A 26,921-nucleotide genomic window follows, 5' to 3' on the forward strand; every position below is an offset into this window, starting at 1 on the left:
AATCTTGTGGGGGGGCAGCAGCTGACAAATGTCAATTTGTCAGCTGCTGCTCTTTTTTTTAGATGTGGTGTTCTTTTATAATTGCGGCCAATGCCGGCAGTCCGCTTTGCAGTTCATCGGGAGATGCATACGCGTAGGACAAGCGGAGATGCCGGCTGTCGCCGCGGTCATACAGATCGCCGGTATTCAGCAGCAGTCCGGCCCGCCGGGCGGACTCGAACAGCCGGCGCAGCGGCAGCGGGCGGTCCAGCGACAGCCAAATGTAGAAGCCGCCGGACGGTACGCTCCAGGAGGCGAGCCCGCTGAAGTGGGCGTCCAGGAGCTGCAGCATCAGCATGCGCCGTTGACGCAGCCGGCTGCGCAGCAGCGTAAGATGCTCTTCGTGGTAGCCGCCATCCAGCCACCGGGCGGCGGCCATCTGGGACAGGGAGCTCGCACCGTAATCGGTCTGCATTTTGATGTCTGCAAGCCGGCGGATGACCGGCTCCGGCCCGACGATCCAGCCGATGCGCAGGCCCGGACTGGCCGCTTTGGAGAGTGTGCCCAGGTGCAGCACTCTGCCCTCGCGGTCCAGTGTCTTCAGCGGCGGCGGGGGCGGTGCATCCAGCCACAGCTCCTGATAAGCCCCGTCCTCCAGAATCGGCAGTCCAAGCCCGCCGGAGACCGCCATCAGCTCCTGCCTCCGCGTCTCATCCATGACAATTCCGGTTGGATTGTGGAAGCTCGGGATGGTATAGAGCATGGCCGCCTTGGTCCGCAGGGCTTCCGCCGCCAGCCGGCTGACCACCATGCCGCTCTCATCCACCGGCAAGCCGCTGAACTTTATGCCTGCAGATTGAAAGGCATGAATGGAGTAGAGGTAGGACGGCTTCTCCAGCAGGATTGTCGAGCTGCGCGGCAAGAGTCCCAGGGCAATCAGCTGCAGCCCTTGGAGCGCGCCGGAGGTGATCAGAATGGAGCCGGGCTCAGCCTGAATCCCCTGCTTCAGCAGCTGGCGGCTGACGGCGCTGCGGAGCCCGGAGTTGCCGAGCGGCTCCTCGTAGGCCAGGGGCGGCAACGGCCGGGAGACGAGCTCCGCCAGCACCCGGGTCATGGCTTCGCCGGGCAGCAGCTCAGGCGCGGGCTCGCCGGTACCGAGGCGGATCAGTCCCGGCTCGAATTCAAGCCGGTTGATCGCCTGCACCGCTGGAAGATTGGGGTAATGTGTTCCCTCCTCCAGATAATCACTCCAGCTGCCGGGAGCAGTACTGTTGTTACTGTGGTTGTCGGCAGCGGTAACCCGGGTTCCCCCGCCGCGTCTGCCCTCAATCAGCCCCTGCCCGGCAAGCGTCCCCAGCGCCGTCATTAACGTGCTGCGGTTCACGCCTAGCAGGCGGCAGAGCTCACGCTGCGGGGCCAGCTTCATGCCCGCGGGCCAGGCGCCGCTGCTGATCCTTGCGCTGAAGCAGGACGATATTTGCACGTGCAGCGGCAGCGGAGAAACGGGGTCTGGCCGCCAGTCCTCCTGAAGATAGGCGGCAGGCGGCGCATTGTCGAGTGTTACACCTGATGGTGCAGAGCTAACAGTATTCTGCGATGGGGTGCGGGCTTGCCGGACGCCTGGCCGGCTGGAGTTCGAATTCAAAGGGCAGGCTCCTTTTCTATGCTGAGTATATTGATCGTATATAGCTAGTCTCTTGTGGACTCTTTTCCCGGAGTATATCATATTCTGCAGTTTGTTCTTAATTTGGCTGGCAGGCTGAATAAGATTTGGATGGTTACTGGCGGGACGGAAGCGTGTACGATAAACGGGCAACGGAATGGCGGAAAAGGGGAGCTTATAATGACAGAGGCAATTGTACATGGAATGATTCTGGCTTTTGGACTGATCTTACCGTTAGGGGTGCAGAACATATTTGTCTTTAACCAGGGGGCACTACATTCGCGGTTTCGCAGTGTGCTGCCCGTCGTTGTAACGGCTGCGCTGTGTGATACGCTGCTGATTGCGGCTGCGGTCGGCGGTGTGTCGCTGCTGCTGCTTACGCTGGACTGGCTGACTCCGGTAGTCTACGGGGCGGGCGTGCTGTTCCTTGGGTACATGGGCTGGCAGATATGGTCGGCGGCTCCGGCATCCGGTGAGGTGAAGCAGCTCTCAACCAGGGGGCAGGTCGGCTACGCGCTGTCGGTGTCACTCCTGAATCCGCATGCCCTGCTGGATACGGTCGGTGTTATCGGTACGGGCTCGCTCGGCTACGAAGGGGTTGAACGCTGGGGATTCGCTGCGGCAACTGCTGCTGTATCCTGGATGTGGTTCCTGGGTCTGGCAGGGGCAGGCAGAATACTCGGACGTGCGGATACCACAGGCAAGGCCATCCGGCTGCTGAACCGGGGATCGGCACTGCTGATCTGGGTAATGGCTGTTTATATGGGGCTTCAGCTGTGGAGAAGCTTCCAGGCCTAAAATAATCCCGCATAACAGGGCGGTGACACGGAAACAGGCCCTGACGATTGGCAGGATTTCAAAAAAATATACGGGGGTGTTCCAAACAGCCGTTACAGGCTGTTGGAACACCCCCGTCTTATGTCAGCCGCCGATCTGCGACATGCGCCGCTTGGTCGGCGTATGGCTCTGGGCCTTCTTCTCCAGGGCCAGCGCCATCTCATGATTATGCGGCTTGTTGCCCAGCGCCCGGCGGAACAAGTCCTGCACAGCCGCAGGGTCCTGCACGAGCGGCGTACATTGTATTCGTCCGCCCAGTACAGGCAGGCCTTGATGTGGCCGTCGGCCGTCAGCCTCAGCCGGTTGCAGTTGTCGCAGAAATGCTCGCTGACCGGATGGATCAGCCCGAAGGTGCCCTGCGCACCGGTAACGCGCCGGTTCTGTGAAGGGCCGTTGCCGGAGGGCATCCCGGCTTCCTCGGTTGTCCAGCCGGCCGCAGTGCAGGCGTCGATGACCGTCTCCAGCGGCAGATAGGTCTGCCGCCAGGAATCGCTGGCACTGCCGATCGGCATATATTCAATGAACCGCACATTAAGCGGGCTGTTCAAAGTGAGCGAGATGAAATCCTTGATTTCATCATCATTGATGCCCTTCATCAGCACGACGTTCAGCTTGATCGGGGAGAGACCGGCCGTATGGGCGGCTTCAATTCCCTTAAGCACCCTGGAGACATCACCGCCACGCGTAATCATCGAGAAGCGGTCCTGCTTCAGTGAATCTAGGCTGATATTCACCCGCGACAGCCCGGCCTGCTTCAGCAGGGCGGCTTTGGCGGGGAGCATCAGGCCGTTGGTGGTGAGTGAGATATCGTCAATTCCCGGTATGGCAACAATCATCGAGACGAGCTGCTCCAGATCCTTACGCACCAGCGGTTCTCCGCCGGTGAGCCGTACTTTGCGGAGCCCGAGCGGCGCGAGCGCCTTTACTACAGCGGTAATTTCTTCATAGCTCATAATCTCGTCCTGCGGCTGGAATTGCATTCCTTCCGCCGGCATACAATAAATGCAGCGCAGGTTGCAGCGGTCTGTAACCGAAATGCGGAGATAATCATGTAATCGTCCAAAAGGGTCCGTCAACGGTTCCATAAGCTCTTCCCTTCTTCATGATACATTTTATATTAAATTTTAAAGACTACTGTAGTTTCCGTCAATAAAAGGACAACCTAAATGATAGGGGGACAATGGTAAAGAGACATGGTCTAAATTTGACAGAAGTGCGACAATTTCTCCCAATGGTCATAGAATGCTCACCGAAAGCGCTTTACATGTTCGATATAATAAAGGTGCCTAGACAGAAGTTATTTATTTGATCTTTTGCGAAAGACACAGCTATGATACCGGAAGCGCAGCAGCGGTCAGCTGCCTTTAGAAGATGCGCCCGGTCAAACCAATAGGGAGGTTTTGCAAAATGACGATACCCACTGTTCCAGCGCTTGTTGTACCGGAGGTGTTTAGCCGCTGGCTCGAGAGCCGCGGGTTAATATATCAAATCTTGGTTGATTTTTACGGCAGAAAGCCGACGCTCTCGCTTGTCGCCCAGTGGAGAGCGAACCGGCAGATGATGAGCATTGCTGCAGAGCTGACGGAAGGCGGACGGGAGCTGAAGCGTTACCTGTGCGTCCAGGACCCTTCGCGGCTTCCGGAGATCTGCGAGAAGGAAAAGGCCGAGTATATGAGACTGCTGAACGACTGTACAGTAAGCCCGTTCTCTGCAAGGGAAGCCATTCAGCTCGGCCGGGAGCAGGAATTCTGCAATGAGCTGTCCGAGCTGTATGCCTCAGCAGGCATTGTGTTTAAGAAGTGCAGCGGAGAAGCGGATGATCATATTTCAATTGAACTGGAATTCATGGCTGTAATGCATGAGCGGATGCTGTTCAACAGCTTCTCTGTCCGCAGCGCAATGGAGCTGCTGGACATTCAGGAGCGCTTCCTGGAGGAGCATCTGCTGAAATGGATGCCGCAATTCTGCACTCTGCTCAAGGAAGCAACCACCAGCCCGTTATACCTGAGCCTCAGCCGGATGCTGGAGGAGTTTCTGCCGCAGGATCTGCAGATGCTGCAGGCCTGGAGGGCTTCGCTGGAGAGCAGCGCCTCAACAATGGCTTAGGATGGCGGGAACGCTATCCTGGCTATATGCTGAATATACTTAATGCTGAAAAGGCGCCTTTCCGTTTAAGGAAGGCGCCTTTTTCGGCTTTTTAAGATTTACTCCTGGGCCCGCTTCTTGCGGAATTTCATCAGGAACTCATAGACCACCGGCACGACAACGAGTGTCAGCAGGGTAGAGCTGACCAGACCGCCGATAACGGTCACGCCGAGTCCCTTGGAAATAATGCCGGCGCTGTTCTCGAGTCCGGTGACCAGCGGAAGCAGTGCACCGATAGTGGCCAGCGCGTCATCAGAATCGGACGGAGACGGGTGCCGCCGGCCTCAAGCAGGGCCTGCCGCGTGGTCATTCCTTCGTTTTCTTTGTGGATGACACGGTCGATCAGTACGATCGCGTTGGTAACGACGATCCCGATCAGCATCAGCGCGCCCATGAGCGCAGAGACGTTCAGCGTCTCCCCGGCCAGCAGCAGGGCGACGAGGGCGCCAATGACGGTGAACGGCAGAGAGAACAGGATCGCAAACGGTGCAAGACCGCCGCCGAAGGTGACGACGAGCACGAAGTATACAATGGCAACGGCCGCTGCCATGGCGATTCCAAGCTGGCCGAAGGTTTCATTGATCTGCTCGGTTACACCGCCAAAGGAGACAGTGACTCCATCAGGGAGATCGAGCGCTTCTATTTTTTCCTTCACACTGTTGGAAGCACTGTTTACGTCAGTAGCGATAATGTCTGCAGTGACTTCTACGCTCATTTTACCGTCGATCCGGGTGATTGAGTCCGGCGAAGTGCCTTTTTCGATGGTTGCGACCTGGCTGACCGGCACTGTAAATCCAAGCGGCGAGGCAAGCAGGGCGTCTTCCATCTCCTGAATGCTGCTGTAAGTAGTTGTATCAGCTTCAATGTAGACGTTGTAATTCTTGCCGTCCACAGCCACTTCGGTCAGCACCGGACGGGTATTAACCGGGCTCAGCTTCATAGCGAGCTGTCCGGCAGTCAGACCGAGCGAGCTGAGCTTGGCCTGATCGGCAACGATCGTGTATTGCTCATACGATTCGGAGAGGCTGGTATCCCCGTCCTTGAAGTTTTTGGTGTCGGCATTTACAATGCCGGCTATCTCGTCTGCCACCGGCTTCAATTGCTCCAGCGTGTCGCCAAAGATATTTACAGTCAGCGTATTCCCGCCGAGACCGCCGCCGGCCATGCCGGACATGTCACCCCACACGCCATCCGGCACTTCAGCCGTCAGATTTTCAATCAGCTCTTCTTTTACCGTTTCAAAGTCAGGAGTATCGCTGTCATAGGTAATATAGAAAAGGCCGGAATTATTAGAGCCCATTCCCATGAACCCGCTGCCCCCGATGGAGTACTGCAGGTTGGTCACATGCTCCTGGGCGAGAATGAACTTCTCTGCCTTCAGACCCTGCTCCTGTACATCCTCAGCCGTCTGCCCGGCTTTCGGCGAGAAGGTCATGATTACACTCTTGTCCTCCTGGGAAGGCATAAAGCTGACTCCGATCGGTTTGATCAGGAACAAGCTGCCTGCAAGCAGCAGTACTGCGGCTCCAAACGTAATCAGTTTATGGGAAAGACACCAGTCCAGGATTCTCTGGTAACCGGCAGCCATTTTGCCGGGCTTTTCTTCGTGTACTTTTTTGCCTTTTTTGAGACCGCCCCGGAACAAGGAATGAGCCAGTGCAGGCACAAGGGTGATGGCCACAATCAGCGATGCAATCAGCGAGAAGACCATGGTCAGGGCAAACGGCAGGAACAGCTCGCCCACCATTCCGCTGACAAAAGCAAGCGGCAGGAATACGGCGATCGTAACAATCGTCGAAGACATGATGGGTACGAACATTTCGCGCGTAGCCGCGCTGATCAGCTCTCTGCCGCGCAGCTTCTCGCCGGAAAGCGACATGCGGCGGTAAATATTCTCAATAACGACAATCGAGTCGTCGACTACCCGGCCTATAGCTACGGTCATCGCGCCCAGCGTCATCATATTAAGAGTAATGTCCATCTGGCGCAGACACAGCACAGCAATGAGCAGCGACAGCGGAATGGAGATAATGGAAATGATGGTTGAGCGGATATTCCGCAGGAACAGCAGGATGATAAGGACTGCGAAAAGGGCACCGAAAACAGCTTTGGACAGCATCGTATGCACAGAATCCTCAATCGGCTTACCCTGATCAAGAAGTACAGTCAGGTCAAGCGACCCGTACTGCTGTTTAAGCTCCTCGGTCTTGTCCTTAACGCTGTTTACAACCTCAACCGTGTTGGCATCATTAGCCTTCACAATCTGGATACCGATGGATTCCTTGCCGTTCGTACGGGAGATCGACTCCGATTTGCCGGTAACCTCAATTGCGGCAAGCTCTCCAAGCTTCACGGTCGGAAGCCCGGCGGCAGCTGCGGCACCTGCATTAGGTGCGCCCGCACCAGCACCAGCACCGCCCGCTCCTGCACCCGCGCCAGCTGAACCGGCGGCAGCGGAAGGGACAAGCGGCACCGCCAGATTTTCAAGATCCTCCACCGTGCTGATGTTACCGTCAACGACAACCGCCTTTTGCGATTCGTCCATTTCAAAGAGGCCAAGCGGTACACGCAGGGACGAGGCCTGGACAATGCCTTTCACCGTATCTTCGGTCAGGCCGTATTGCTTCAGCTTCGCCTGGTCAAACTTGAGGGAGACTTCCTTTACATACTGGCCGGCGATCGATACGGAGGCGACACCCTCGATATCTTCCAGGGCAGGCCGGATGTCGTTCTCGGCAATACGGGTCAGCTCCTCAAGGTCCGCCGAGCCGTTGCCCGCCAGGCTGAGCGAGATAACCGGCAGCGAGCTTAGGCTGAACCGGGAGATCTGCGGCTTCCGGGCATCCTCCGGCAGGGTCACTTCATTCAGCGCCTCGCGTACAGCGGCTGTGGCATTATCCAGATTCGTTCCGTAATCGAACTCAATCTGAATACTGGATGCATTTTCCAGAGATGAAGATGTAATGGTCTTGACACCGTCCACATTGCGGAGCTTCTGCTCCAGCGGCTTGCTGACATCATTAACGACGCCCTCAGGCGCTGCACCAGGATATATCGTTGTAACGCTAAGATAAGGGATGCTGATATTAGGCAGTGTCTCCTGCTTCATCGTCAGACCGCTGTACAATCCGGCAAATACGATAATGATCGTCAGGAGCCAAATCGCAAATTTGTTTTTGAGCGAAAATTGAATCAGGCTTTTCATAAGTTACGTTTCTGCTCCTCTCTCTAAAAAAGCGCATGAATTTGGAATGTAAGGCGAAACTAGCTTTTGCAGTGCTTCAAGCTCCCCGTGCACAGCAGGATAAGCCTGGAGGTTGGCGATCATTCCCCGGATAATCGCTTTGCGGGGCTCCGGCATCAGGAATTCGCCCTCCAGGATGGACAGGGACTCCAGACCATCGTCTGCGTCCGGTTGACCGGCAGACGGAGCGCTGCTGAGCGTATTCCGCATCTCCTTGATGAGCTGCAGCGGGCTGCGGCGCCGGCTGTCCTCATGGCCGCTCAGCCAGCTCTCCAGCACGGCAGCGGCAATCAGCGGCTCCTGCCGGCCGGTAAGCAGGCCTTGCGCAACGATGTCGAGCAGATCGACCAGATGATCCGCCATGCGCGAGATCGCAACCTGCGATTCCTGGCCAAAGATCAGCCGGATGAAGGCATGGAGCATGCCGTCCGCGAACAGGAACAGATCCCCTGTGTACGGGAGAATCTGAGGCCCGTAGAGTGTGTTCAGCTTGTTCTGGAACCACAGTACAAGCGGTGCACTTGCCTTGCGGATCCATTCCGGCACCTCATTGCCGCCTTTCCCGGCCAGCTCCTGAAATTGCCGCTGCAAAAACTCGCGCAGCTCGTATACATGGGTAAGCAGGATCTCCACCTGGTTGCGCAGCTTTTCCCGCGGGCTGCTGCGGCTCTGCAGCTCTTCCCGCTGAAGCGGATCATGAATCATCCGGAAACAGTGCATGTAAATGCTGCGCTCCAGCTCCTCCTTGGATTTGAATACGAGGTAGAGGCTGCCCTTTGAAATCCCGCACAGCTCGGCAATTTCCTGCATGGAGGTGGAGGACGAGCCTTTTACCGCGAACAGCTGCATGGCGGTCTTGATAATCAGTTCCTGTCTGTTTGCATTTTTATCAGCCACAAGCTGTTGAAGCCCCTTTCTGACTTGGTGGTTCTACAATTGACTGGATGGTCAAAAAGATTATAGTATAGATTCCGGGCCAATTCAAACCAGTAGGAAGAAAACGATTCTTCAGGTAATATATAGATGGGAAATTCAAGTATTGAAAGGTTGAAGAAGAGAGTAGGTTGTCTATGAGAAGAGGATTGCAGGCTCTGGTCATTATTGCAGCTTTGCTGGCATTTTATTATTTCGGATTCGGCATTTTTGGCAGTACGGCGGGGACGATCATCAGTATTTTCTCCACGCTGACGGTAATTTCCATTGGCCTGGGTATTTTTATGGAGAACCGTAACCCCTCCACTACGATGGCCTGGATTCTGCTGCTTGCGCTTATTCCGGTGCTTGGACTGGTGTTTTATTTTCTGTTCGGACAGAATGTATTTAAACGGCGCAAGTATGACAAAAAAGCGCAGCGTGACCTGATGGCCTACGAGCGGATCGAGAACGATGCCCTGCATACATACCAGGACTGGTCGATATTTGATTCCACCCGCCAGAAGCTGCTGGGGCTGTCACAGCGGCTTGCCCGGACGCCGGTCTCGTTCAGCTCGGAGACCCGGATTCTGACCAACGGGGAGGAAACGTTCGGCACGCTGCTGCTGGAGCTGAGGCAGGCGCAGCATCATATCCATATGGAGTACTACATCTTCCGTGCAGACCACATCGGGACGCGGATTCAGCAGATTCTGATTGAGAAGGCCCGTGCGGGTGTTGCCGTCAGATTTATGTACGATGCCGTGGGCAGCATGCAGCTCTCCAAGGCTTTTCTGAAGGAGATGACCGATGCGGGGGTGAGGGTGGCGGCTTACGGCAATTCCACCTCCTTTTTCTCCAGCCGGGTTAACTACCGCAATCACCGCAAAATCGTCGTGATCGACGGGGATGTGGGTTTCATGGGCGGGCTGAACGTCGGGGACGAATACCTGAGCCGGAGCAAAACGTACGGCTTCTGGCGGGATACCCATATGCTGCTGCGGGGTGAGGCGGTGCGGACGATGCAGATTATCTTCCTGCAGGACTGGCTGCACACCACCGGCGAGTCGATCCTGGAGCAGGATTATCTGTCGCCTCAGCTGCGGTTTACCAATGGGGACGGGGCCGTGCAGATTATTGCCAGCGGGCCGGACAATGAGCGGCGGGCGCTGAAGAACATCTTTTTCTCCATGATTACCTCTGCGGAAAAATCGGTGTGGATCGCCAGCCCCTACTTTATCCCGGATGAGGACATTCTGACCGCGCTGCGGGTAGCCGCCATGTCAGGGCTTGATGTGCGCCTCCTGTTTCCCGCCAAGCCGGACAAGTGGCTGCCGTTCCTGGCTTCGCATTCCTATTTTCCGGCGCTGCTGGAGTCCGGGGTAAAGATATATGAATACGAGAAGGGCTTTATTCACTCCAAGCTGCTCATTATCGACGGGGAGGTGGCCACAATCGGTACAGCCAATATGGATATGCGCAGCTTCCACCTCAATTTTGAGGTGAATGCGCTGCTGCTGCAGACGGAGAGTGTGGCCCGCATTGTGGCTGATTTCGAGCGTGATCTGCTGTCCACACGCCAGATTGTGCATGAGGCTTTTATGAACAAACGGCTGCTGGAGCGGCTGCTGGAATCGGCAGCCCGGCTCATGTCGCCGCTGCTGTAAGCAGAGGGCAGGCTGCCGCAATATAGACAAGCACATGCAAATGCAATAACCGCCGGAAGAAGCCATTCAGGCTTCCAGGCGGTTATTTGTCTGCCTATGCTTAAAAAGTAGTGAAGCCCAGCCTGGTCTGTATCCTGTAGAGGACGTATTTCAGCCAGGTGACTCCGCTCTGATACTCCTCAAGCGGCAGGCTGTATTCAGCATCCTCGTTATTCCACAGCCGGTTGAAATAGCCGGTCATCTCCGCATAAAGCGGCTGGTCCTGCGGCACGGACACCCACAGGTTATTTTCCAGATTATAATCATCCAGATTGCGGGTTGTGAAGTTCGTTGAGCCGCCCAGCACAATAGATTTGCCGGAGGCTTTGGCGATGAACATCAGCTTGGCATGATACTGCTCCTTGCCGGTGTTATACCAGCGGATGGCGATCTTTCCGCCGGAACGCTCGTTCAGATTCATAGCCACAGGGCGGTTGGGGATGCCGATTTTGTCGCGGCCGAAGGCGTTCTGGTTCGGATCCAGCAGCAGCCGCACCTCTGCGCCGCGCTCTGCAGCCTTTAGCAGCTCACGGATAACGGCATCATCGGCCAGGTAGAACATGCCCATCCAGATGGTATCGCCTTCTCCGGCACTCTGGATGCTCTCCAGAGTATATTTATAGACTTTGCCTTCGGTCAGATAGCGGATATCCAGCGGCCCGTCTGCGGTCTGCGAAAACTCCGGTGTCCCGCTCAGAAGTGGGCCTGCACCGGAGAGGTCAGCCGCCGCCTGTTCGGTGCGCAGAATGTCGGCGATAACCGGACCTTGCACTTCCAGCGCAATGTTGGAATGGTAGGCGCTCGGGTCATGCACATTGCCTGAAGAAATAAGGGCTGTGTTCTCGCTGACTACCGCCTTGCGGTGATTGGCTTTTACATTCAGCAGCTTTAGATAGGAGCGTGCGGTAATGTCGGGCCCGCCGCTGGCCATCAGATTGGGAATCCAGCCGTTGCCTGACTGCCCGAACCACTGGATGAAGGTGCGCCATACTGCGGAGTAGGCAGGCGTGGAATCGCGGAGCTTGTCAGTATCGGTGATGACTACCTTAATGCCGGCGGCCTTCATCTCCTCCAGCAGATGGTTGGGGGCGGAGCCGTAGTTGGTATTAACCTCATCGGTGATAAAAACAATGTCCATAGCCGGATAAGCGGCTTTATGGGCAATAAGCTTATCGGTAAGCGCCTGGCTGACTGCCGGGAACTGCTGGTCTTTATGGGTATAGTCATTGAACAGGAACAGGTCGATAACGAGAAACTGTCTGGACTCCTCGATAATCTGCAGAATTCTTGGCAGAATCTGTTCTTCCCGCCCTCCGTCTGCACTGCCTTCCGGATAAGTAAGATCATGCCAGAAATGAACGTTATCAACCTTATACACCGGGCTTTCATAAGAAATCCCGGGCGGCAGCGGCTTATGCGTCTGGTAGAGCATGACACCGGCCAGCCAGAGCAGAAGCAGCAGGGCAGCGGACAAAAGAATATTGCGGCGCGGCCGCCCCGGCCTGGAGGGGGCAGAGGACGGGCCGCTAATGGAGTTGCTGGATTTATAAAGCTGTTCCGTTGTGCCAAGGTGTGTGCTTGAATTCATTTAAGGATCCTCCTGAGTCTGCTCCGGATATTGTAACTACCTATTACCTCCCCGGAAGGACAAGTGAAGCAGCTGTATCAAAAAGCCCGAACGCTGAACATACTTTTTTTGCTTAAGCATGGAAGGCTATTCCCACGGCATCACAGATCCGCAGGTTAACTGCATCTGATGACATAACACAGGTACAAATGTATAATGAATGTAAATGATTTGTATAAGGTTTAAATATCTAAATACTATGGAACGGGCTACGGAAAGAGAGTGGGATGCAACGTGTACTCGATTAAACAGGTCGTCGAAATGCTGGACATACCGTCTGTCACATTGAGAGCCTGGGAAAACAGGTATCAGGCGGTTACTCCTGAGCGGACGGAATCCGGCTACAGGCTGTATACCCAGGAGAATATTGAAGACCTGCGCTGGCTGAAGGAGCAGACAGAGAAGCAGGGAATCAGTATTTCACACGCGGTGCGGCTGCTGAAGGCCCGTAAAGAAAATCCGGCTGCCGAAGGTCCGGCAGGAGGCGCCGGGACACCGCGGGAAGCCTTTGAGAAGATGAAGCAGCAGATTTATTCGGCGCTGTATGAATTCCAGGGCGAGCGGGCGAATGCGCTGATTGATTTTGGCTTTTCCATGTACGGCTATGAGTCAATGTTCCATCAGGTGCTCGTCCCGGTTTTGATCAGAGTGGGCGATGCCTGGGAGGAAGGCTCGGCGACGGTGGCGCAGGAGCATTACATGACGCATATGGTCTCTAACCGCTTCTATCAGTTTTTCCACCTGTTCCCGGTGTATGCCCACTTGCCGAAAGTGCTGGCCTTCTGTCCGGAAGGGGAGCACCATCAGGTCGGTCTGCTATTGTTTTCGCTATTTTTGCGTAAAAACGGGGTTGAGGTCGTATACCTGGGTGCCAATACCCCGGAAGCCGGTGTGGTGGCCATGCTGGAAACGCAGAACCGGATCGGGGCAGTCTGCCTGTCGGTTACAGATAAGGAGCTGCTGCCTTACTGTAAAGAACTGATCGCACGCCTGCAGGCCATACGGCCGGGAATGCGGTTTATTCTGGGCGGCAAAGCCTATGAAGCGGCAGGGGAGCCTGTCCCGGAAGCTGCTGAGGTTATAGGGGGTCCTGCGGAACGCTGGCAGGAATGGTTTGATTATTCATTTACGGGAGCAAGAAATCAGCGCTGAGATGACTTTGAATAAACCCTTCTGAATCACCTGCGGGTGGGCGGAAGGGTTTTTTTGTGCCGATTGTTCAGACAAACAGAAGGATTCCGGGTCTGAGGCTTAAATAATCCTGCTTTTTCGGGCAAACCGGTTAGGAGTAGCTGTTTACAGGGGTAAATAAAGTATGTATGATATTTGTATCAGTAATGTATAGTTTTTGTATAATGTTTGTCTGCACTTATTTATGCGATTGTTGAAAATAGAATCCAAGCGGGATAGGGAGTGGGACTGATGACTGGAAAAAGCGCCGCAAAGGTTGCGGTGGTCGGTGCCGGACCGGGAGGGCTGGCTGCTGCCATGCTCCTGGCTGCCAAAGGGTATGAGGTAGAGGTCTTTGAGAAGCAGGATACGGTCGGCGGAAGATCGGGCGAGCTGCGGCTGGGGGAGTACCGATTTGACCGCGGAGCCACCTTTCTGATGATGCCGCATCTGCTGGAGGAGCTGTTTACCCTGGCTGGACGTTCCCTGCACAGCTATGTTTCCATGAAGGAGCTGAACCCGCTGTATTCCCTGCATTTCGGGGAGACCGTGTTCCGGCCGTCTACCGATCAGGAGCAGACCGAAGCAGAGATTGAGCGGCTGTTTCCGGGGAACGGGGCTGGTTACCGACGATTTATGGCTGACGAGGATGATAAGTTTACAAGGGTTATGCCGCTGCTTCAGCGCCCTTTTCAGTCACCTGCAGATTACATAAAAAGAGATGTGCTGCACGCGCTGCCGAGGCTTCATGCCACCGATACGGTGTATAACCGGCTGTCGAAGTATTTTGACGATGAACGGCTGCGGTACGCCTTCACCTTTCAGGCCAAATACCTCGGGATGTCGCCCTGGGAATGCCCGGGAACGTTTACGATTCTGTCTTACCTTGAGCACCGTTACGGCCTGTATCATCCTGAAGGCGGTATTAACAAGGTTCTGGAGGCTATGGCGGATGTGATCAAGGAGCACGGCGGGCGTATCCGTACATCTAGTGCAGTGAACCGGATATTGGTTAATAACCATCATGCCTCCGGCCTGCTGCTGGAGGACGGGGAAAAGGTGCACGCCGATTACGTGGTGCTCGGAGCCGACTTCGGGACCGCAGTGACCCGGCTGTTCGAGCCGGGCCTGCTCAAAAAATATACACCGGTTAAGATGGAGCGTAAGCGCTACTCCTGCTCTACTGCAATGCTGTATCTGGGTGTGGACGGCGCCGTTGACCTCGGCCATCATTCCGTTCATTTCTCGGGCGATTACCGCCGCAATGTTGACGAGATTACACGGCAGGGCGTACTGTCGGCCGACCCGTCCATTTATATACACAATCCTTCGGTTATTGACGCTACCCTGGCTCCGGCGGGCAAATCTTCCCTATATGTGCTGATGCCCGTTCCCAATCTGCAGGCCGGTATTGACTGGCGGCAGGAGGGCACGGCCGTCAGGGAGCAGATGATGGAGCGGCTGGAGCAGATCCCGCAGCTTGCCGGCCTGTCTTCCCGCGTGGAGGAGAGCAAATTCTTCTCGCCGCTGGACTGGCGTGACACTCTGGATGTATATAATGGCGCGACCTTCAACCTGGCCCATAACCTCGGCCAGATGATGTATCTGCGTCCGCACAATACCTTCCAGGAGGTGTCCGGCATCTGGCTGGTCGGCGGCGGAACGCATCCGGGCAGCGGGCTGCCGACGATCTTTGAGTCGGCGAAGATCAGCGCGCGCCTGCTTGAGGAGCATGACCGCACTGCCCGCAGCCGGTCCGTTGCCGTAGCAGGCGCAGCGGGAAGCGGGGTGCCGCTGTGAGCCGCGTGGCTATTGTCGGCGGCGGGATCGGCGGGCTTACAGCAGCGCTACTGCTGAGCCGCCAGGGGCAGCAGGTTGTCATTTATGAACGCGCCCACCGGGTAGGCGGGCGGGTCGCCTTTGAAGAGGAGGGGCCGTACCGGATAGACCAGGGGCCGACCATTGTGCTGCTGCCGGAGATGCTGAACGGCATTCTCGAAGAAGGCGGGCTTCCGCCCGGCAGCCTTGAGCTGCTGCGCTGCGATCCGCTCTGCCGGATTCACTTCCGGAGCGGGCGTGTGCTGACCAAGGTGGCGGGCCTGGAAGAGCAGGCAGCAGAGATCGACCGCGAATTCCCCGGTGAAGGCAGCGGTTTCCTCCGGTTTATGGGCGATATGGCCCGGCTGTTCCCCCGGGGCAAAGCCTCCTTCCTGGAGCAGCCGTTTAACCGGCGGCGTGAGTTCTTTAGCCCGGCGAACCTGGTGCTGATGAGCCGTCTGCGTGCTTACCGCAGCCTGCGGTCGGCGGTCAGCAGCTATTTCCGCAGCGAGGAGCTGCGGGACGCTTTTTCCCTGCAGAGCCTGTACATCGGCGGTGCCCCGTTCCGCACCCCGGGCATATACACGATGCTGCCGTATGCGGAGAGCGCCTTCGGCATCTGGATGCTGAAGGGCGGCTACGGGCAGCTTCCGCAGATCCTCTCCCGTGAGCTTCTCAGCCGCGGGGTTGAGATTCATACCGGTACAGAGGTTGAGGGCCTGACCGTTGAAGACGGGCGTTGTACCGGCATTACAGCCGGCGGTGTCAAACATTCGTATGATGCTGTGCTCTACAACGGCGAATTCCCGCAGCTGGAGGAGCTTCTGCCGGCGCAGCTGTTTAACGGAAGTACACCTGCCGGGAATACGGATGTGCAGCGCAGTTCAGGTGCAAGAGGCCGGATCAAGCGCGGCCGGTACCAGCCCTCCTCGGGCTGTGTGCTGATCTATGCCGGAACGGACCGGCGCTGGCCGGATTCCCAGACGCATCAGTTTTTTCTGCCGGACAGCCTGAACGACAATCTCCGGGAATTGTTCGACCAGGGCAGAATTTCACAGCTGCCTTCCTATTATGTATTTAACCCCGCGGCGCTTGACGACACTGCGGCGCCGCCGGGACAAAGCGTGCTGTATTTCCTGATCCCCGTTCCGGCTGATCCGGAGCTGGACTGGGAGGCCATTGCAGGTCCTCTGGTAGAACGTGTCCTGGATGATGCCGAGCAGAGAGGTTTTGCGGGACTGAAGGCCAGTCTCCGGTGGAAGAAGATTCGTACCCCTGCGGATGCGCACAAGGATGGCCTGTATGGCGGCGGCAGCTTCGGCATTGCTCCGGTGCTCAGCCAGCTCGGGGTTTTCCGCCCGCAGCCCCGGCCTTATCCGATAAAAGGCCTCTATGCCGCCGGCGCTTCCGTTCATCCGGGCGGGGGCGTGCCGATTGTCATGCAAGGAGCAAGGATGGCTGTCCATGAACTTATGAAGGAGATGAAACAATGATAAATGAGAGCATTATGCGTGAGTGTGAGGAACTGATGAAGAAGGGCTCGACCTCCTTTCATAAAGCGTTTGCCGGGCTGCCGAGCCCGCGCCGGGAAGCTGTGCATGTCATCTACGCCTTCTGCAGGATTATTGACGACAGTGTGGATGAGCCGGACAAGTCACCGTACACGATCCATGAGCTGCGCTGGCATTTTACGCGGCTTGAGGAAGCGGAGGGCCATTTCATCTGGCCGGCGCTGCGCTGGCTGTTCGCCAGCTTCCCGAAGCTTACGCATGAACCGTTCCTGCTGCAGATGCAGGGTCAGCTCGGAGATCTGACGTTTACCCATTATGAGACCATGGAAGAGCTGGAAAGCTACTGCTACCTGGTAGCCGGCACCGTCGGCGAGATGCTGCTCCCGGTTCTGCGCGAGGATTCGGATGAGGATGTGCAGAATGCCGGCATTTCTCTGGGCATCGGCATGCAGATTGTCAATATCATCCGCGATGTAGGCGAGGACCTGCGGAGGGGACGGCGCTATGTGCCGCTTGAGCTTATGCGGAAGCACGGGTACAGCCAGGAGGAGCTGGAGTCGGGGGTAGTCAATCAGCGCTTTATCAATGTCATTGAAGAGCTCCGCCGTGAGGCACTGGGCTGGTTCGAGAAGGGGCTCGCCCACGTGGAGACTTATCCGCCCGAGAGCGGTCTGGCTGTGGAGCTGGCGGCGGCATTTTACTCGGCAATTCTCGATTCGGTGGCTGAAGCCGGATATGATGTATTCCGCAACAGGGCTTATGTCAGCGATGAGGCCAAGCTGCGGATGCTGGGCCGCACAGCAGCGCGATATGCCTCAAGACTGGGCGGCAGACCCGGTAAAGCGGCGGTACTATAGATGGTCAGGACTGTTTTCTGGGTCTGGTACGCTATTGGGGCACTGCTGCTGATTTTTTTCAGTGTTCCGCAAGGACTGCAGTTTTCAAATGGCCTGTTTCTGGTTTTTTATGCTGTTTATGCCGCTGAACTGATTGTTAAGGGATTTGAGCGTCCTTTTGTGGCCGACCAGTCAGTCATTTTTCAGAAGCAGCTCCGCCCGCTCCGTCTCCTAGTCTCAGCTGCGCTTATCTGGACCGGCGGGATGGCTGTGGAATGGTTCGGCGTTCATACCGGGCATCTGTTCGGCAGCTACGGATATTCCGATATCCTTGGTCCGCTGCTCTACGGTGTGCCTGTAACGCTGGGCTTCGCCTGGATTGCTGTTGTGTGTAATGCTGTCCTGCTTTGCCGGGATTTCGGCCAGTCCGGCTGGCGGCTTATGCTGCTGCGGGCGGTGCAGGTCGGCTTCTGGACTGTTTTGCTGGATCTGGTCCTTGATCCTGTGGCCCATGCGCGGGGCTTCTGGACCTGGGGGGACGGAGGCGGCTTCTACGGAGTGCCCGTGAGTAACTTCATCGGCTGGCTGATTGCCGGATCGCTGCTGTCACTCTTCATTCCGGCTGTCCGCTTATCCGGCAGGGCGGTCCGGCGCGGCACCCGGCTCTATCAGGCTGTAATCATCATGTTCGGTCTTGTCGGCCTGCGTGAAGGGCTTCCCCTATGCATGATTATTGCCGGTATTGGGGCAGTCCTGGCAGAAGGGAGCCTGCGCTATGCTAGAAGCGGCCAAATCCCCAAGCTTTGATGCGCTGTTCAGCCGCTATAATACCTTCTATCTGCTGCGCAGGCACTTCCGCTTCATCGGAATATCAGGTGAACTGCAGCCGGCTTCAGCGGGGAGCAGGCCCGTACTGTACATTATGAACCACAGCTCCTGGTGGGACGGTCTGCTGGCCTATCACGCCGCAAGAATCCTTACTCGCCGCAAGCAGTACTTCATGATGGAAGAAGGGCAGCTGCGCAAATTTCAGTTTTTCCGCCGTTTAGGTGCTTATTCTATCAACCGCGATGAGCCGGCAGATGTCCGTGCCTCGCTGCGTTATACAGCCAGGCTGCTTGGTGAAGGCGGCAGCGTGTGGATGTATCCCGAGGGGGAGCTTCTGCCGCTTGAGCGCCGTCCGCTTCAGCTCAAGGAAGGGGCAGCTGTCGTGCTCCGCCTTTGTCCGGATGCGGCTGTTATACCCGTGACCCTGTATCATGGACTGTTCTTCCATCCTAAGCCGGAAGCGACACTCCTGGCAGGTGAACCGCTAATGCAGCGGTGGAAGGAGATGGACAGGAGCAGCATTTCAGCGCTGCTGGCCTCCTGTCTGGAGAAGCAGCTGGACAGTCACCGCCAGCTGATTTTTGACCATAAGGGGCATATGCCGGCCTGCTTCACACCGCTGATCAAGACCGGGGGCTCGGTTCATGAACGATATGATGCCTGGCGGAGGGGGAGCCGATGATTGCCCTACTGCAAGGAATAACTGCGATGATTCTGCTGCAGCTGGCATTTGCCGTGTGGAATGCTTCACGGCTCCCGGTGCTCGGTGCACAGCACCGGGAGGAGCCGGCGGAAGCACAACAGAGATTGGAAGCGGCAAAGTCCCGAGGGACACAGGCAGCCGCCCTGTCCGTGCTGATTCCGGCGCGTGATGAGGCCGCGAATATCGCCGGCTGCCTGAACTCCGTGCTTGCCTGCAGCACTGCCGGGCGCCACATCGAGATTATCGTGCTGGATGACCGTTCAGCAGATGATACGGCAGCGCTTGCCGCAGCAGCCGGAGGCTCCCGGACGCAGGTGCTTGCCGGCGCTGCGCTGCCGGAGGGCTGGGCAGGCAAATGCCATGCCTGCGCCCAGCTGGCAGAAGCAGCCGGGGGAGAGTGGCTGCTGTTCCTTGATGCCGACATCCGCCTGCAGCCGCAGGCGCTTACAGCAGCATTAGCCTCAGCAGAGGCACAGGGCAGCGGTCTGATCACCGGCTTTCCGCGGCAGCAGACCGGCTCCTGGCTGGAACGCCTGGCAGTTCCGCTCATGGTATTCACCATTGTCTGCCACCTGCCGGTTCCGCTTGTCCGCCGCTCAAGGGATCCGCGGTTTGTGGCCGCCCACGGCGGGTTTATGCTGATCCACCGGGACAGCTACACCCGCTGCGGCGGGCATGCCGGCATCCGGGACCAGCTGGTGGATGATATGGCACTGGCCAGAGCGGTCAAGCTTGCCGGTGAGCCGGTAACTCTGGCAGATATTTCAGGGTATACAGAAATGCGGATGTATCACAATGCCCGGGAGGTCTGGAAGGGCTACCGCAAAAATATTTACGCCGGCCTCGGGCGCAAACCGGTGCTGCTCTTGGGTGTACTCCTGTTCTATGCGCTTTTGTACGTATTTCCGGTTATCGCTGCGCTTTGGGCTGTAACTACCGGGGACACGGGCGCCCTGCTCTGGGCGTCGGCCGCCATAGCCGGAGGAGCTGCAGTAAAAAGAACAGCAGACAGGGCAGGCAGGCAGCCCTTCTGGTTCTGCCTGCTGCTGCCGGCAAGTATTGTTAGCCTGATTGCCATTGGAGCCGCATCCTGGCGCGGCAGTGTGTCCGGCCAGGGCTATGAATGGAAAGGGAGGCGGTACCGTTGAACAAGCAGGCAGTTATTATCGGCGCCGGCTTCGGCAGCCTGTCCTGTGCAGTCACACTGGCGGCAAAGGGCTGGAAGGTGACTGTGCTGGAGCGGCAGGATCAGCCCGGCGGCAAGCTGCAGCGGGTAACGGAACAAGGATACACCTTTGACAGGGGACCCAGCACCATCACCATGCCGCATGTCTTCCGCTCGCTATATGAGCTTGCCGGCGCCAAGATGGAGGACTATGTCGGGCTGTATGAGCTGGAGCCGAGGACAAGGAATGTTTTTGCAGATGGACATACGGTTGATTTATCTAGGGATACAGTATATATGCGTGAACAGATTGCCGCCTACTCTCCTCATGACGCCGGACGCTACAGTGAATTTATGGCTGAAGCTGAACTATTGTACCAGCTGAGCGAGAAGCAGTTTCTGAACCGGCTTCTGCTCTCGTGGAAAGATAAGCTGTCCCTGCCGCTGGTGCGGGATCTGCTGCGGGTCCGGCCGTTTCTAACCCTGCAGTCGCTCCTACAGCGATATTTTAGGCATCCCAATACACTTGCTATGCTGGGACGTTACGCCACCTATGTCGGATCCTCCCCCTACCAGTCTCCGGCAATCTTTGCGATGCTCGGTCATGTGGAGGCCAAACTTGGGGTATACGGTGTTAAAGGCGGTACATATAAGCTGGTGGAAGGGCTGGTGGCGCTGGCCCGGAGGCTCGGCGTGGAGATCGTTACCGGAACTGAGGTTACAGGCATCGCCGTGGCCGGGGGGAAGGCCGAAGGGGTAGAGACCTCACGGGGCTTTTACCCGGCACGGACTGTCATTGCCGGGGGCGACGTGCTCAGCGTCAGCCGCATGCTGCTGCCGGAAGCATCCCGCCGGACAATGAGTGACCGAACGATCGAGCGCTATGAGCCCTCGCTGTCGGGTCTGGTGACTCTTGCCGGTGTGAGGCGGAAATATGAGCAGCTGCTGCATCATACAGTATTTTTTCCGGAGCAATATGAGCCTGAGTTCACAGACATTTTTGACAAAAGACGCCCTCCGCTAAATCCGACAGTGTACGTATGCTACTCCGGTTACTCTGAGCCCGGCATGGCCCCGGTTGACGGCAGCAATCTGTTTATTCTGGCTAACGCCCCATATCTGAACAACGGCTGCGACTGGGCCAGAGAGACGGAGATATACGGGCGGCGGATTACGGATATGCTCAAGGGCTTCGGCATCGGGGGACTGGAGCAGGCGGAGGTGCTTCAGCGCTATACTCCCCAAAATCTCGCAGCCGATACCCTTGCCCACCGGGGAGCCATTTACGGCATCTCCTCGAATTCTGTCCGCCAGACCTTCTCCCGCCCGGCTAACCGCTCCCGGGAGGTTCAGGGACTGTGGTATGTGGGCGGAACAACTCATCCCGGTGGAGGGACACCGGTTGTATCCCTGTCAGGGAGGCTTGTTGGTGAGCATATCGCAGGCGAAGGCTAGGAGCGGCCTGCCTTTCTGTCATTTGCAGGGCAGCGATGCTATAATGAAGCGTGCTCTTGGCTAAAGAGATGCCGGCAGGTCCGGCATTTTACGGTTTTAGATTGCAGATAACAAGTAAAGGGAGGGGACAGCATGGAACACTTACCGCAAAAAACTGCACCAGCCTTCACTGCCAAAACAGACGGGAGCCCGCTGCTGCCTGGCGGTGCGGGAGAGAAGTCCCTGCTGCCTTCCTCCACAACAGGGGAGCGCAAGCTGGAGCATGTGCGTCTCTGTCTGAATGAGGATGTCGGCGGCAGCGGAATTACGACCGGGCTGGAAGAATACCGGTTTCTGCACAATGCACTGCCTGAGCTGAATTTCGACGACATCTCACTGCGCACAGTCTTTCTGGGGCGTGAGCTGCAGACACCGCTGCTGATCAGCTCCATGACCGGCGGCAGCAAGGCGACCGGCGCAATAAACGGCAGACTGGCTGAAGTGGCCGGGCGCAGGGGCTGGGCGCTTGGTGTGGGCTCGGTGCGGGCGGCGGTGGAGCGTGCGGAGCTGGCCGAGACCTTCCGGGTGCGTGAGCGGGCTCCGGGAATTCCGGTTATAGCTAATATAGGTGCCGTGCAGCTGTCTTACGGCTTCGGCGTGGAGGAGTGCCTGCGGGCTGTAGAAATCGCCGGGGCGGACTGGCTTGTGCTGCATCTGAACGGGCTGCAGGAGGTATTTCAGCCGGAAGGCAACACCGGCTTCTCCTCCCTGCTTGCCGCGATCGAGAAGGTCTGCCGGGCGCTGCCGGTGCCGGTCGGCATCAAGGAGGTCGGCTGGGGCATAGACGGCGAAACGGCCCTCAGGCTGTATAATGCCGGAGCAGCCTTCATCGACGTGGCCGGTGCGGGTGGCACCTCCTGGAGCCAGGTGGAGAAATTCCGCAGCACCGACCCTGTGCGGCGGGCGGCGGCCGAAGCCTTCGCCGACTGGGGCATTCCGACGGCCGATTGCATCCGCGGGGTGCGGGCGGCGGCTCCGCACGGTGCGCTGAATCCGGCAGCGGCGGCCTCAAGCATGGCGTCGATGCCGCCAAGGCACTTGCGCTGGGGGCCGACCTGGCCGGGTTCGGCCGCAGCCTGCTCGGGCCGCAGTCGATTCCGAGGAGGCGCTCGACCGGGCGCTGGCCCAGGTGGAGCTGGAGCTGCGGATTGCCATGTTCGGCATCGGCGCTGCCGACCTGTCTGCGCTGCGGGGAACGCCGCGCCTGCTCAAGCGGCAATAATGAATGAAGTACAAAGGAAGTGCTTAACAAATGATCAAGCTGGTACGGATGGACGAACCGACCTTTCAATTTTTTCTGAAGCAGTCGACCCGCGATTATGCGGAGGACAAAGTAAGAATCGGAGCCTGGGAGCAGGACACGGCGATGCAGCTGTCCCGGGACGAGATGAACCGTTATCTGCCGCAGGGACTTCATACTGAAGGCGCCTTTTTATATTCTATTGTGGAGGATACCGGCAACACCCAGGCCGGCTATATCTGGTTCAACGTGGCTCAGGGCCGGCAGGGCAAGGAAGCCTTCATTTATGATTTCTATATCTTCGAGCCTTATCAGCAGAAGGGATATGGAAGCATGGCGCTAACGCTGCTGGACGAGGAGGCGCGCTGCATGGGTGTAACACGGATCGGCCTGCATGTTTTCGGTGACAATGACCGCGCGTTTAAGCTGTATCAGAAGATGGGCTACGGGATTACTGATATTACGATGTCCAAAAAGCTGTAGCAGAGCTGGAAAGCTGGACTTGTGGCAGTTGGGGGAACAAGCCCTTCATAATCCCACGTTAACCCGGTATAGCCCGGTTGCTTCACGGCGGAAAGACTCCTCAGGGGTCTTTTTTGTTGCTCACGCCGCGGCCGCGGACGGGAGAACCACTCAGTAGAGTTACAGGCGGGGCAGCAGTAACGCTAACGGACTGGATCGCCCTTATTTTCACACAGGAGCATCATTTTGCCCTGCCAACGGACCTTATCGCTCTTATTCACTCTTAAACAGCCCTTTTCGCGGCAAATTTCAGTAGATAAGAGCGCTGTGGTCCGTTAGCGTGCCTTCAGGCGGATTTCGGCCAAAATAAGATCATCTGAGTCCGTTAGAATTACGTACAGGTGGAATATGGTGTTCCTGTCTAATTTCTAATGAAGAAAGCATACTCGGGAGGGAACATCAGGCCCCTCTTCGTATGTATGCCTTATAAACGGCTCATTCAGCCTGCGCCGGTCCCCGCCTTTTTTCTGACACACCCCCCGGACATCCGCTGTTGCTGGCTGTTTTGTTCTAATATATAATGGTTTAGATCACAAGTCGGTAATTATGCGGTGGATCAATACAACCGAAAATAGGAGTTGTCATATAAATGGCTTTGAAAGCTGGTATCGTCGGATTGCCAAACGTTGGTAAATCCACATTGTTTAACGCAATTACACAAGCGGGTGCGGAATCCGCCAACTATCCTTTTTGCACCATCGACCCGAACGTGGGTGTCGTGGAAGTACCGGACGAGCGCCTTGACAAGCTGACTGAGCTGGTGCAGCCGAACAAGACGGTTCCGACCGCTTTTGAATTTGTTGATATTGCCGGACTCGTGCGCGGCGCGAGCAAAGGCGAAGGCCTGGGCAACAAGTTCCTCGCCCACATTCGTGAAGTGGATGCGATCGTTCATGTGGTGCGCTGTTTTGTGGACGAGAATGTAACGCATGTTGACGGTAAAGTAAATCCGATCAGCGACATCCAGACGATTAATCTTGAGCTGATTCTGGCTGACCTTGAAAGCGTGGAGAAGCGCATTGAGCGTTCCCGCAAAAACATCAAGGGCGGAGACAAGAAATATGCCCAGGAAGTTGAAGTGCTTGAACGTGTAAAAGAGGCCCTGTACGAAGACAAGCCTGCGCGCAGCATAGAGCTGTCTGATGACGAACGCCTGATTGTGCGTGACCTGCACCTGCTGACCCTGAAGCCGGTGCTGTACGCGGCTAACGTGGGCGAAGATGAAGTGGCAACTGCCGAAGAGAATCCGTATGTTAAGCAGGTACGCGAGTTCGCAGCTGCCGAGAATGCGGAAGTGGTGCCGATCAGTGCCAAGGTTGAAGCAGAGATCGCTGAGCTCGAAGGCGAAGATAAAGAGATGTTCCTGGAAGAGTTGGGACTGCAGGAATCCGGTCTGAACCGCCTGATCAAAGCGGCTTACAAGCTGCTTGGCCTGTACACTTACTTCACTGCAGGCGTGCAGGAAGTGCGTGCCTGGACCATCCGCAAGGGAACCAAGGCGCCGGGCGCTGCCGGTGTTATCCACTCCGACTTCGAACGCGGCTTTATCCGCGCTGAGGTTGTAGCCTACAACGATCTTCTGGCTGCAGGCTCCATGAACGGTGCCAAGGAACGCGGACAGCTCCGTCTGGAAGGCAAGGAATATCTGGTTCAGGACGGCGATGTCATGCATTTCCGTTTCAACGTATAAGCCAAGAGCGCAATAATGCGTCAAGATAGAGAGGCCATTCTGTGGCGGGTACCCGCTGCCGGATGGCTTCTTTTTGCAGGACGGACGGAATAATATTACAAAAGATTCTGCATACTAAAGATTGGCCGGAATTTATTTGCAAAGTTAGGCCTGCTGTGTACGCTCGACTGTAGCCAACTGGCAGGAACGATGCTATAATATAAAGTCGTATATCTATTTATAATGTAACTCACAATTTTAAGCATTTTAAGTGAAATATATTGAATCAGGAGAGGTGAATTCCCTTGTTGTTGGACCGATTGCAATCATTGGCGGACCGCTATGAGAAACTCAGTGAACTGCTTTGTGACCCGGATGTTGCAAGCGACAGTAAGAAACTGAGGGACTATTCCAAAGAACAATCCGATCTGCAGCCTGCCTTCGAGGCCTATGCTGAATATAAAAATGTAATGGAAGAGCTTGAGGCAGCCAAGATGATGCAGGCCGAGAAGCTTGATGATGAAATGAAGGAAATGGTCAAAATGGAGATCGAGGACCTGTCCTCGCGCAGACCGAGCTGGAGGAGAAGATCCGCATCCTGCTGCTGCCTAAGGACCCGAATGACGATAAGAACGTAATCGTCGAAATCCGCGGTGCAGCCGGCGGGGATGAAGCGGCATTGTTCGCCTCCGACCTGTACCGGATGTACACCCGTTATGCCGATGCCCAGGGCTGGCGCGTTGAGCTAATGGATGTGAATACGAATGACCTCGGCGGCTTCAAGGAAGTTATTTTCCTGATTAACGGCCGCGGTGCGTACAGCAAGATGAAATACGAGAGCGGCGCACACCGTGTTCAGCGCATTCCGACCACAGAATCCGGCGGACGGATTCATACCTCTACTTCAACGGTAGCGGTGATGCCGGAAGCGGAAGAATTCGAAATTGAAATTCACGATAAAGACATCCGCGTCGATACGTTCTGCTCCAGCGGAGCGGGCGGACAGTCCGTTAATACGACCAAATCGGCAGTTCGCGTAACCCACATTCCTACCGGTATCGTAGCTACCTGTCAGGACGGCAAATCGCAGAACTCCAACAAAGAGAAGGCGCTGCAGGTGCTGCGTGCCCGTATCTCTGATATCAAGCGGCAGGAAGAGGAAGCTAAGTATGCCGGCGAGCGCAAGAGCAAGGTCGGGACCGGTGACCGCAGTGAGCGTATCCGCACGTACAACTTCCCGCAGAGCCGGGTAACCGATCACCGCATCGGCCTTACCCTGCACCGTCTGGACCAGGTTATGAACGGGGATATTACTGAGATTATTTCCGCTTTGTCGATTGCTGAGCAGGCGGAACTGATGGAAAAAGGAGAATAATGCTTTGAAACACGGCTTATATGTCATGCCTCATGTGCAAAGCATCCGGGAAGCCTTTGCGGAGGCTTCTTCTTTTTTGGACAAAAGCGGGTGCAACGAGCCGCAGCGCAGCAGCCAGCTGCTGCTGGAGCATGTGCTCGGCGTAAGCGGAGCTGCTTATTATATGGCGCTGGCTGACCCTTTTCCGGCTGAGCTGAGAGAAGCCTGGGAAGCGGCGGTCGGCGACGGGCGGCAGGTGAGCCGGTGCAGTACATCACCGGCGAGCAGGAGTTTTACGGCCGGGTGTTCGAGGTAACGCCGGACGTGCTGATTCCGCGGCCCGGAGACGAGCTGCTCGACGAGGCATCCTGAAGTACGGCGCGGAGCTGTGGCCGGACGGGCTGGTGCATGCGCCGGGCGGAGCGGCGCAGACTGGCATGCACGCTGCGGGCGGACCTGCGGCTGCTGAAGCCGGCGGGCGGCATAGCCTCCGCCGCC

General features: G+C 56.7%; 16 protein-coding genes and 5 pseudogenes. 16 read left to right on the plus strand and 5 right to left on the minus strand.

Annotation, left to right across the window (positions count from 1 at the left end):
* Nucleotides 1-58: 58 nt before the first annotated feature.
* Nucleotides 59-1,624, minus strand: a complete 1,566-nt coding sequence (locus tag AWJ19_RS27340) for a PLP-dependent aminotransferase family protein (protein WP_347231170.1) — start codon at nucleotides 1,622-1,624, stop codon at nucleotides 59-61.
* A 198-nt stretch (nucleotides 1,625-1,822) separates the two neighbouring features.
* Here AWJ19_RS27340 and AWJ19_RS27345 point away from each other — a divergent pair, with 198 nt between their 5' ends.
* Entirely contained in the window at nucleotides 1,823-2,440 is a 618-nt protein-coding gene (locus AWJ19_RS27345) for a LysE/ArgO family amino acid transporter (RefSeq protein WP_068728368.1), read from the plus strand.
* A 123-nt stretch (nucleotides 2,441-2,563) separates the two neighbouring features.
* Here the strand turns inward: AWJ19_RS27345 and moaA are convergent.
* Nucleotides 2,564-3,564: pseudogene (moaA, locus tag AWJ19_RS27350) on the minus strand (GTP 3',8-cyclase MoaA).
* Between the two features lie 322 nt (nucleotides 3,565-3,886).
* Here moaA and AWJ19_RS27355 point away from each other — a divergent pair.
* A complete protein-coding gene (locus tag AWJ19_RS27355; RefSeq protein WP_068728369.1) occupies nucleotides 3,887-4,585 on the plus strand; it encodes a molecular chaperone TorD family protein in 699 nt (232 codons plus the stop codon).
* A gap of 98 nt (nucleotides 4,586-4,683) precedes the next feature.
* On the opposite strand, the pseudogene AWJ19_RS27360 reads toward AWJ19_RS27355, so the two are convergent.
* A pseudogene (locus AWJ19_RS27360) lies at nucleotides 4,684-7,829 on the minus strand (efflux RND transporter permease subunit).
* Nucleotides 7,830-7,832: 3 nt separating this feature from the next.
* The gene (locus AWJ19_RS27365) at nucleotides 7,833-8,765 is read right to left on the minus strand and encodes a TetR/AcrR family transcriptional regulator (RefSeq protein WP_068728370.1); all 933 of its coding nucleotides are present in this window, start codon (nucleotides 8,763-8,765) and stop codon (nucleotides 7,833-7,835) included.
* Nucleotides 8,766-8,938: 173 nt separating this feature from the next.
* Here AWJ19_RS27365 and cls point away from each other — a divergent pair, with 173 nt between their 5' ends.
* Entirely contained in the window at nucleotides 8,939-10,447 is a 1,509-nt protein-coding gene (gene cls / locus AWJ19_RS27370; RefSeq protein WP_068728371.1) for a cardiolipin synthase, read from the plus strand.
* A gap of 100 nt (nucleotides 10,448-10,547) precedes the next feature.
* Here the strand turns inward: cls and AWJ19_RS27375 are convergent, their stop codons facing one another.
* Nucleotides 10,548-12,074, minus strand: coding sequence for a phospholipase D family protein (locus AWJ19_RS27375; protein WP_082708155.1), 1,527 nt, complete (start codon nucleotides 12,072-12,074; stop codon nucleotides 10,548-10,550).
* 273 nt (nucleotides 12,075-12,347) lie between these two features.
* Between AWJ19_RS27375 and AWJ19_RS27380 the strand changes: the two genes are divergently transcribed.
* From AWJ19_RS27380 to AWJ19_RS34345, 13 genes and pseudogenes are all read left to right on the plus strand, one after another.
* Nucleotides 12,348-13,265 (plus strand): MerR family transcriptional regulator, encoded by a 918-nt coding sequence (locus AWJ19_RS27380; RefSeq protein WP_068728372.1) that lies wholly within the window; start codon nucleotides 12,348-12,350, stop codon nucleotides 13,263-13,265.
* Between the two features lie 270 nt (nucleotides 13,266-13,535).
* Nucleotides 13,536-15,083 carry a phytoene desaturase family protein gene (crtI, locus tag AWJ19_RS27385; protein ID WP_068728373.1) on the plus strand — a complete coding sequence of 516 codons (1,548 nt, stop codon included), beginning with the start codon at nucleotides 13,536-13,538 and terminating at the stop codon, nucleotides 15,081-15,083.
* A complete protein-coding gene (gene crtI / locus AWJ19_RS27390; RefSeq protein ID WP_068728374.1) occupies nucleotides 15,080-16,594 on the plus strand; it encodes a phytoene desaturase family protein in 1,515 nt (504 codons plus the stop codon). Before crtI (AWJ19_RS27385) ends, crtI (AWJ19_RS27390) begins: the two co-directional genes overlap by 4 nt.
* A complete protein-coding gene (locus AWJ19_RS27395) occupies nucleotides 16,591-17,469 on the plus strand; it encodes a phytoene/squalene synthase family protein (protein WP_068728375.1) in 879 nt (292 codons plus the stop codon). The genes crtI (AWJ19_RS27390) and AWJ19_RS27395 overlap by 4 nt, the downstream gene beginning before the upstream one ends.
* Complete coding sequence (locus AWJ19_RS27400) at nucleotides 17,470-18,255, plus strand: carotenoid biosynthesis protein (RefSeq protein ID WP_068728376.1); 786 nt, start codon at nucleotides 17,470-17,472, stop codon at nucleotides 18,253-18,255. It abuts the gene before it with no gap.
* The gene (locus AWJ19_RS27405) at nucleotides 18,224-18,958 is read left to right on the plus strand and encodes a lysophospholipid acyltransferase family protein (protein ID WP_068728377.1); all 735 of its coding nucleotides are present in this window, start codon (nucleotides 18,224-18,226) and stop codon (nucleotides 18,956-18,958) included. The genes AWJ19_RS27400 and AWJ19_RS27405 overlap by 32 nt, the downstream gene beginning before the upstream one ends.
* Nucleotides 18,955-20,127, plus strand: a complete 1,173-nt coding sequence (locus AWJ19_RS27410) for a glycosyltransferase (RefSeq protein ID WP_068728378.1) — start codon at nucleotides 18,955-18,957, stop codon at nucleotides 20,125-20,127. The genes AWJ19_RS27405 and AWJ19_RS27410 overlap by 4 nt, the downstream gene beginning before the upstream one ends.
* Nucleotides 20,103-21,599, plus strand: a complete 1,497-nt coding sequence (crtI, locus tag AWJ19_RS27415) for a phytoene desaturase family protein (protein ID WP_068728379.1) — start codon at nucleotides 20,103-20,105, stop codon at nucleotides 21,597-21,599. Before AWJ19_RS27410 ends, crtI (AWJ19_RS27415) begins: the two co-directional genes overlap by 25 nt.
* A 132-nt stretch (nucleotides 21,600-21,731) precedes the next feature.
* Nucleotides 21,732-22,860 (plus strand): annotated as a pseudogene (fni, locus tag AWJ19_RS27420) (type 2 isopentenyl-diphosphate Delta-isomerase).
* Nucleotides 22,861-23,004: 144 nt separating this feature from the next.
* Nucleotides 23,005-23,361 (plus strand): GNAT family N-acetyltransferase, encoded by a 357-nt coding sequence (locus AWJ19_RS27425; RefSeq protein ID WP_241781912.1) that lies wholly within the window; start codon nucleotides 23,005-23,007, stop codon nucleotides 23,359-23,361.
* Between the two features lie 628 nt (nucleotides 23,362-23,989).
* On the plus strand, nucleotides 23,990-25,090 hold the full coding sequence (gene ychF, locus AWJ19_RS27430; protein ID WP_068728381.1) for a redox-regulated ATPase YchF: 1,101 nt from the start codon (nucleotides 23,990-23,992) through the stop codon (nucleotides 25,088-25,090).
* Nucleotides 25,091-25,377: 287 nt separating this feature from the next.
* Nucleotides 25,378-26,444, plus strand: a pseudogene (gene prfA / locus AWJ19_RS27435) (peptide chain release factor 1).
* Between the two features lie 25 nt (nucleotides 26,445-26,469).
* Nucleotides 26,470-26,921 (plus strand): annotated as a pseudogene (locus tag AWJ19_RS34345) (protein-(glutamine-N5) methyltransferase, release factor-specific); the annotation flags it as partial.

It is taken from the genome of Paenibacillus sp. DMB5, assembly GCF_001517085.1.
Lineage (GTDB): Bacteria > Bacillota > Bacilli > Paenibacillales > Paenibacillaceae > Paenibacillus_AQ.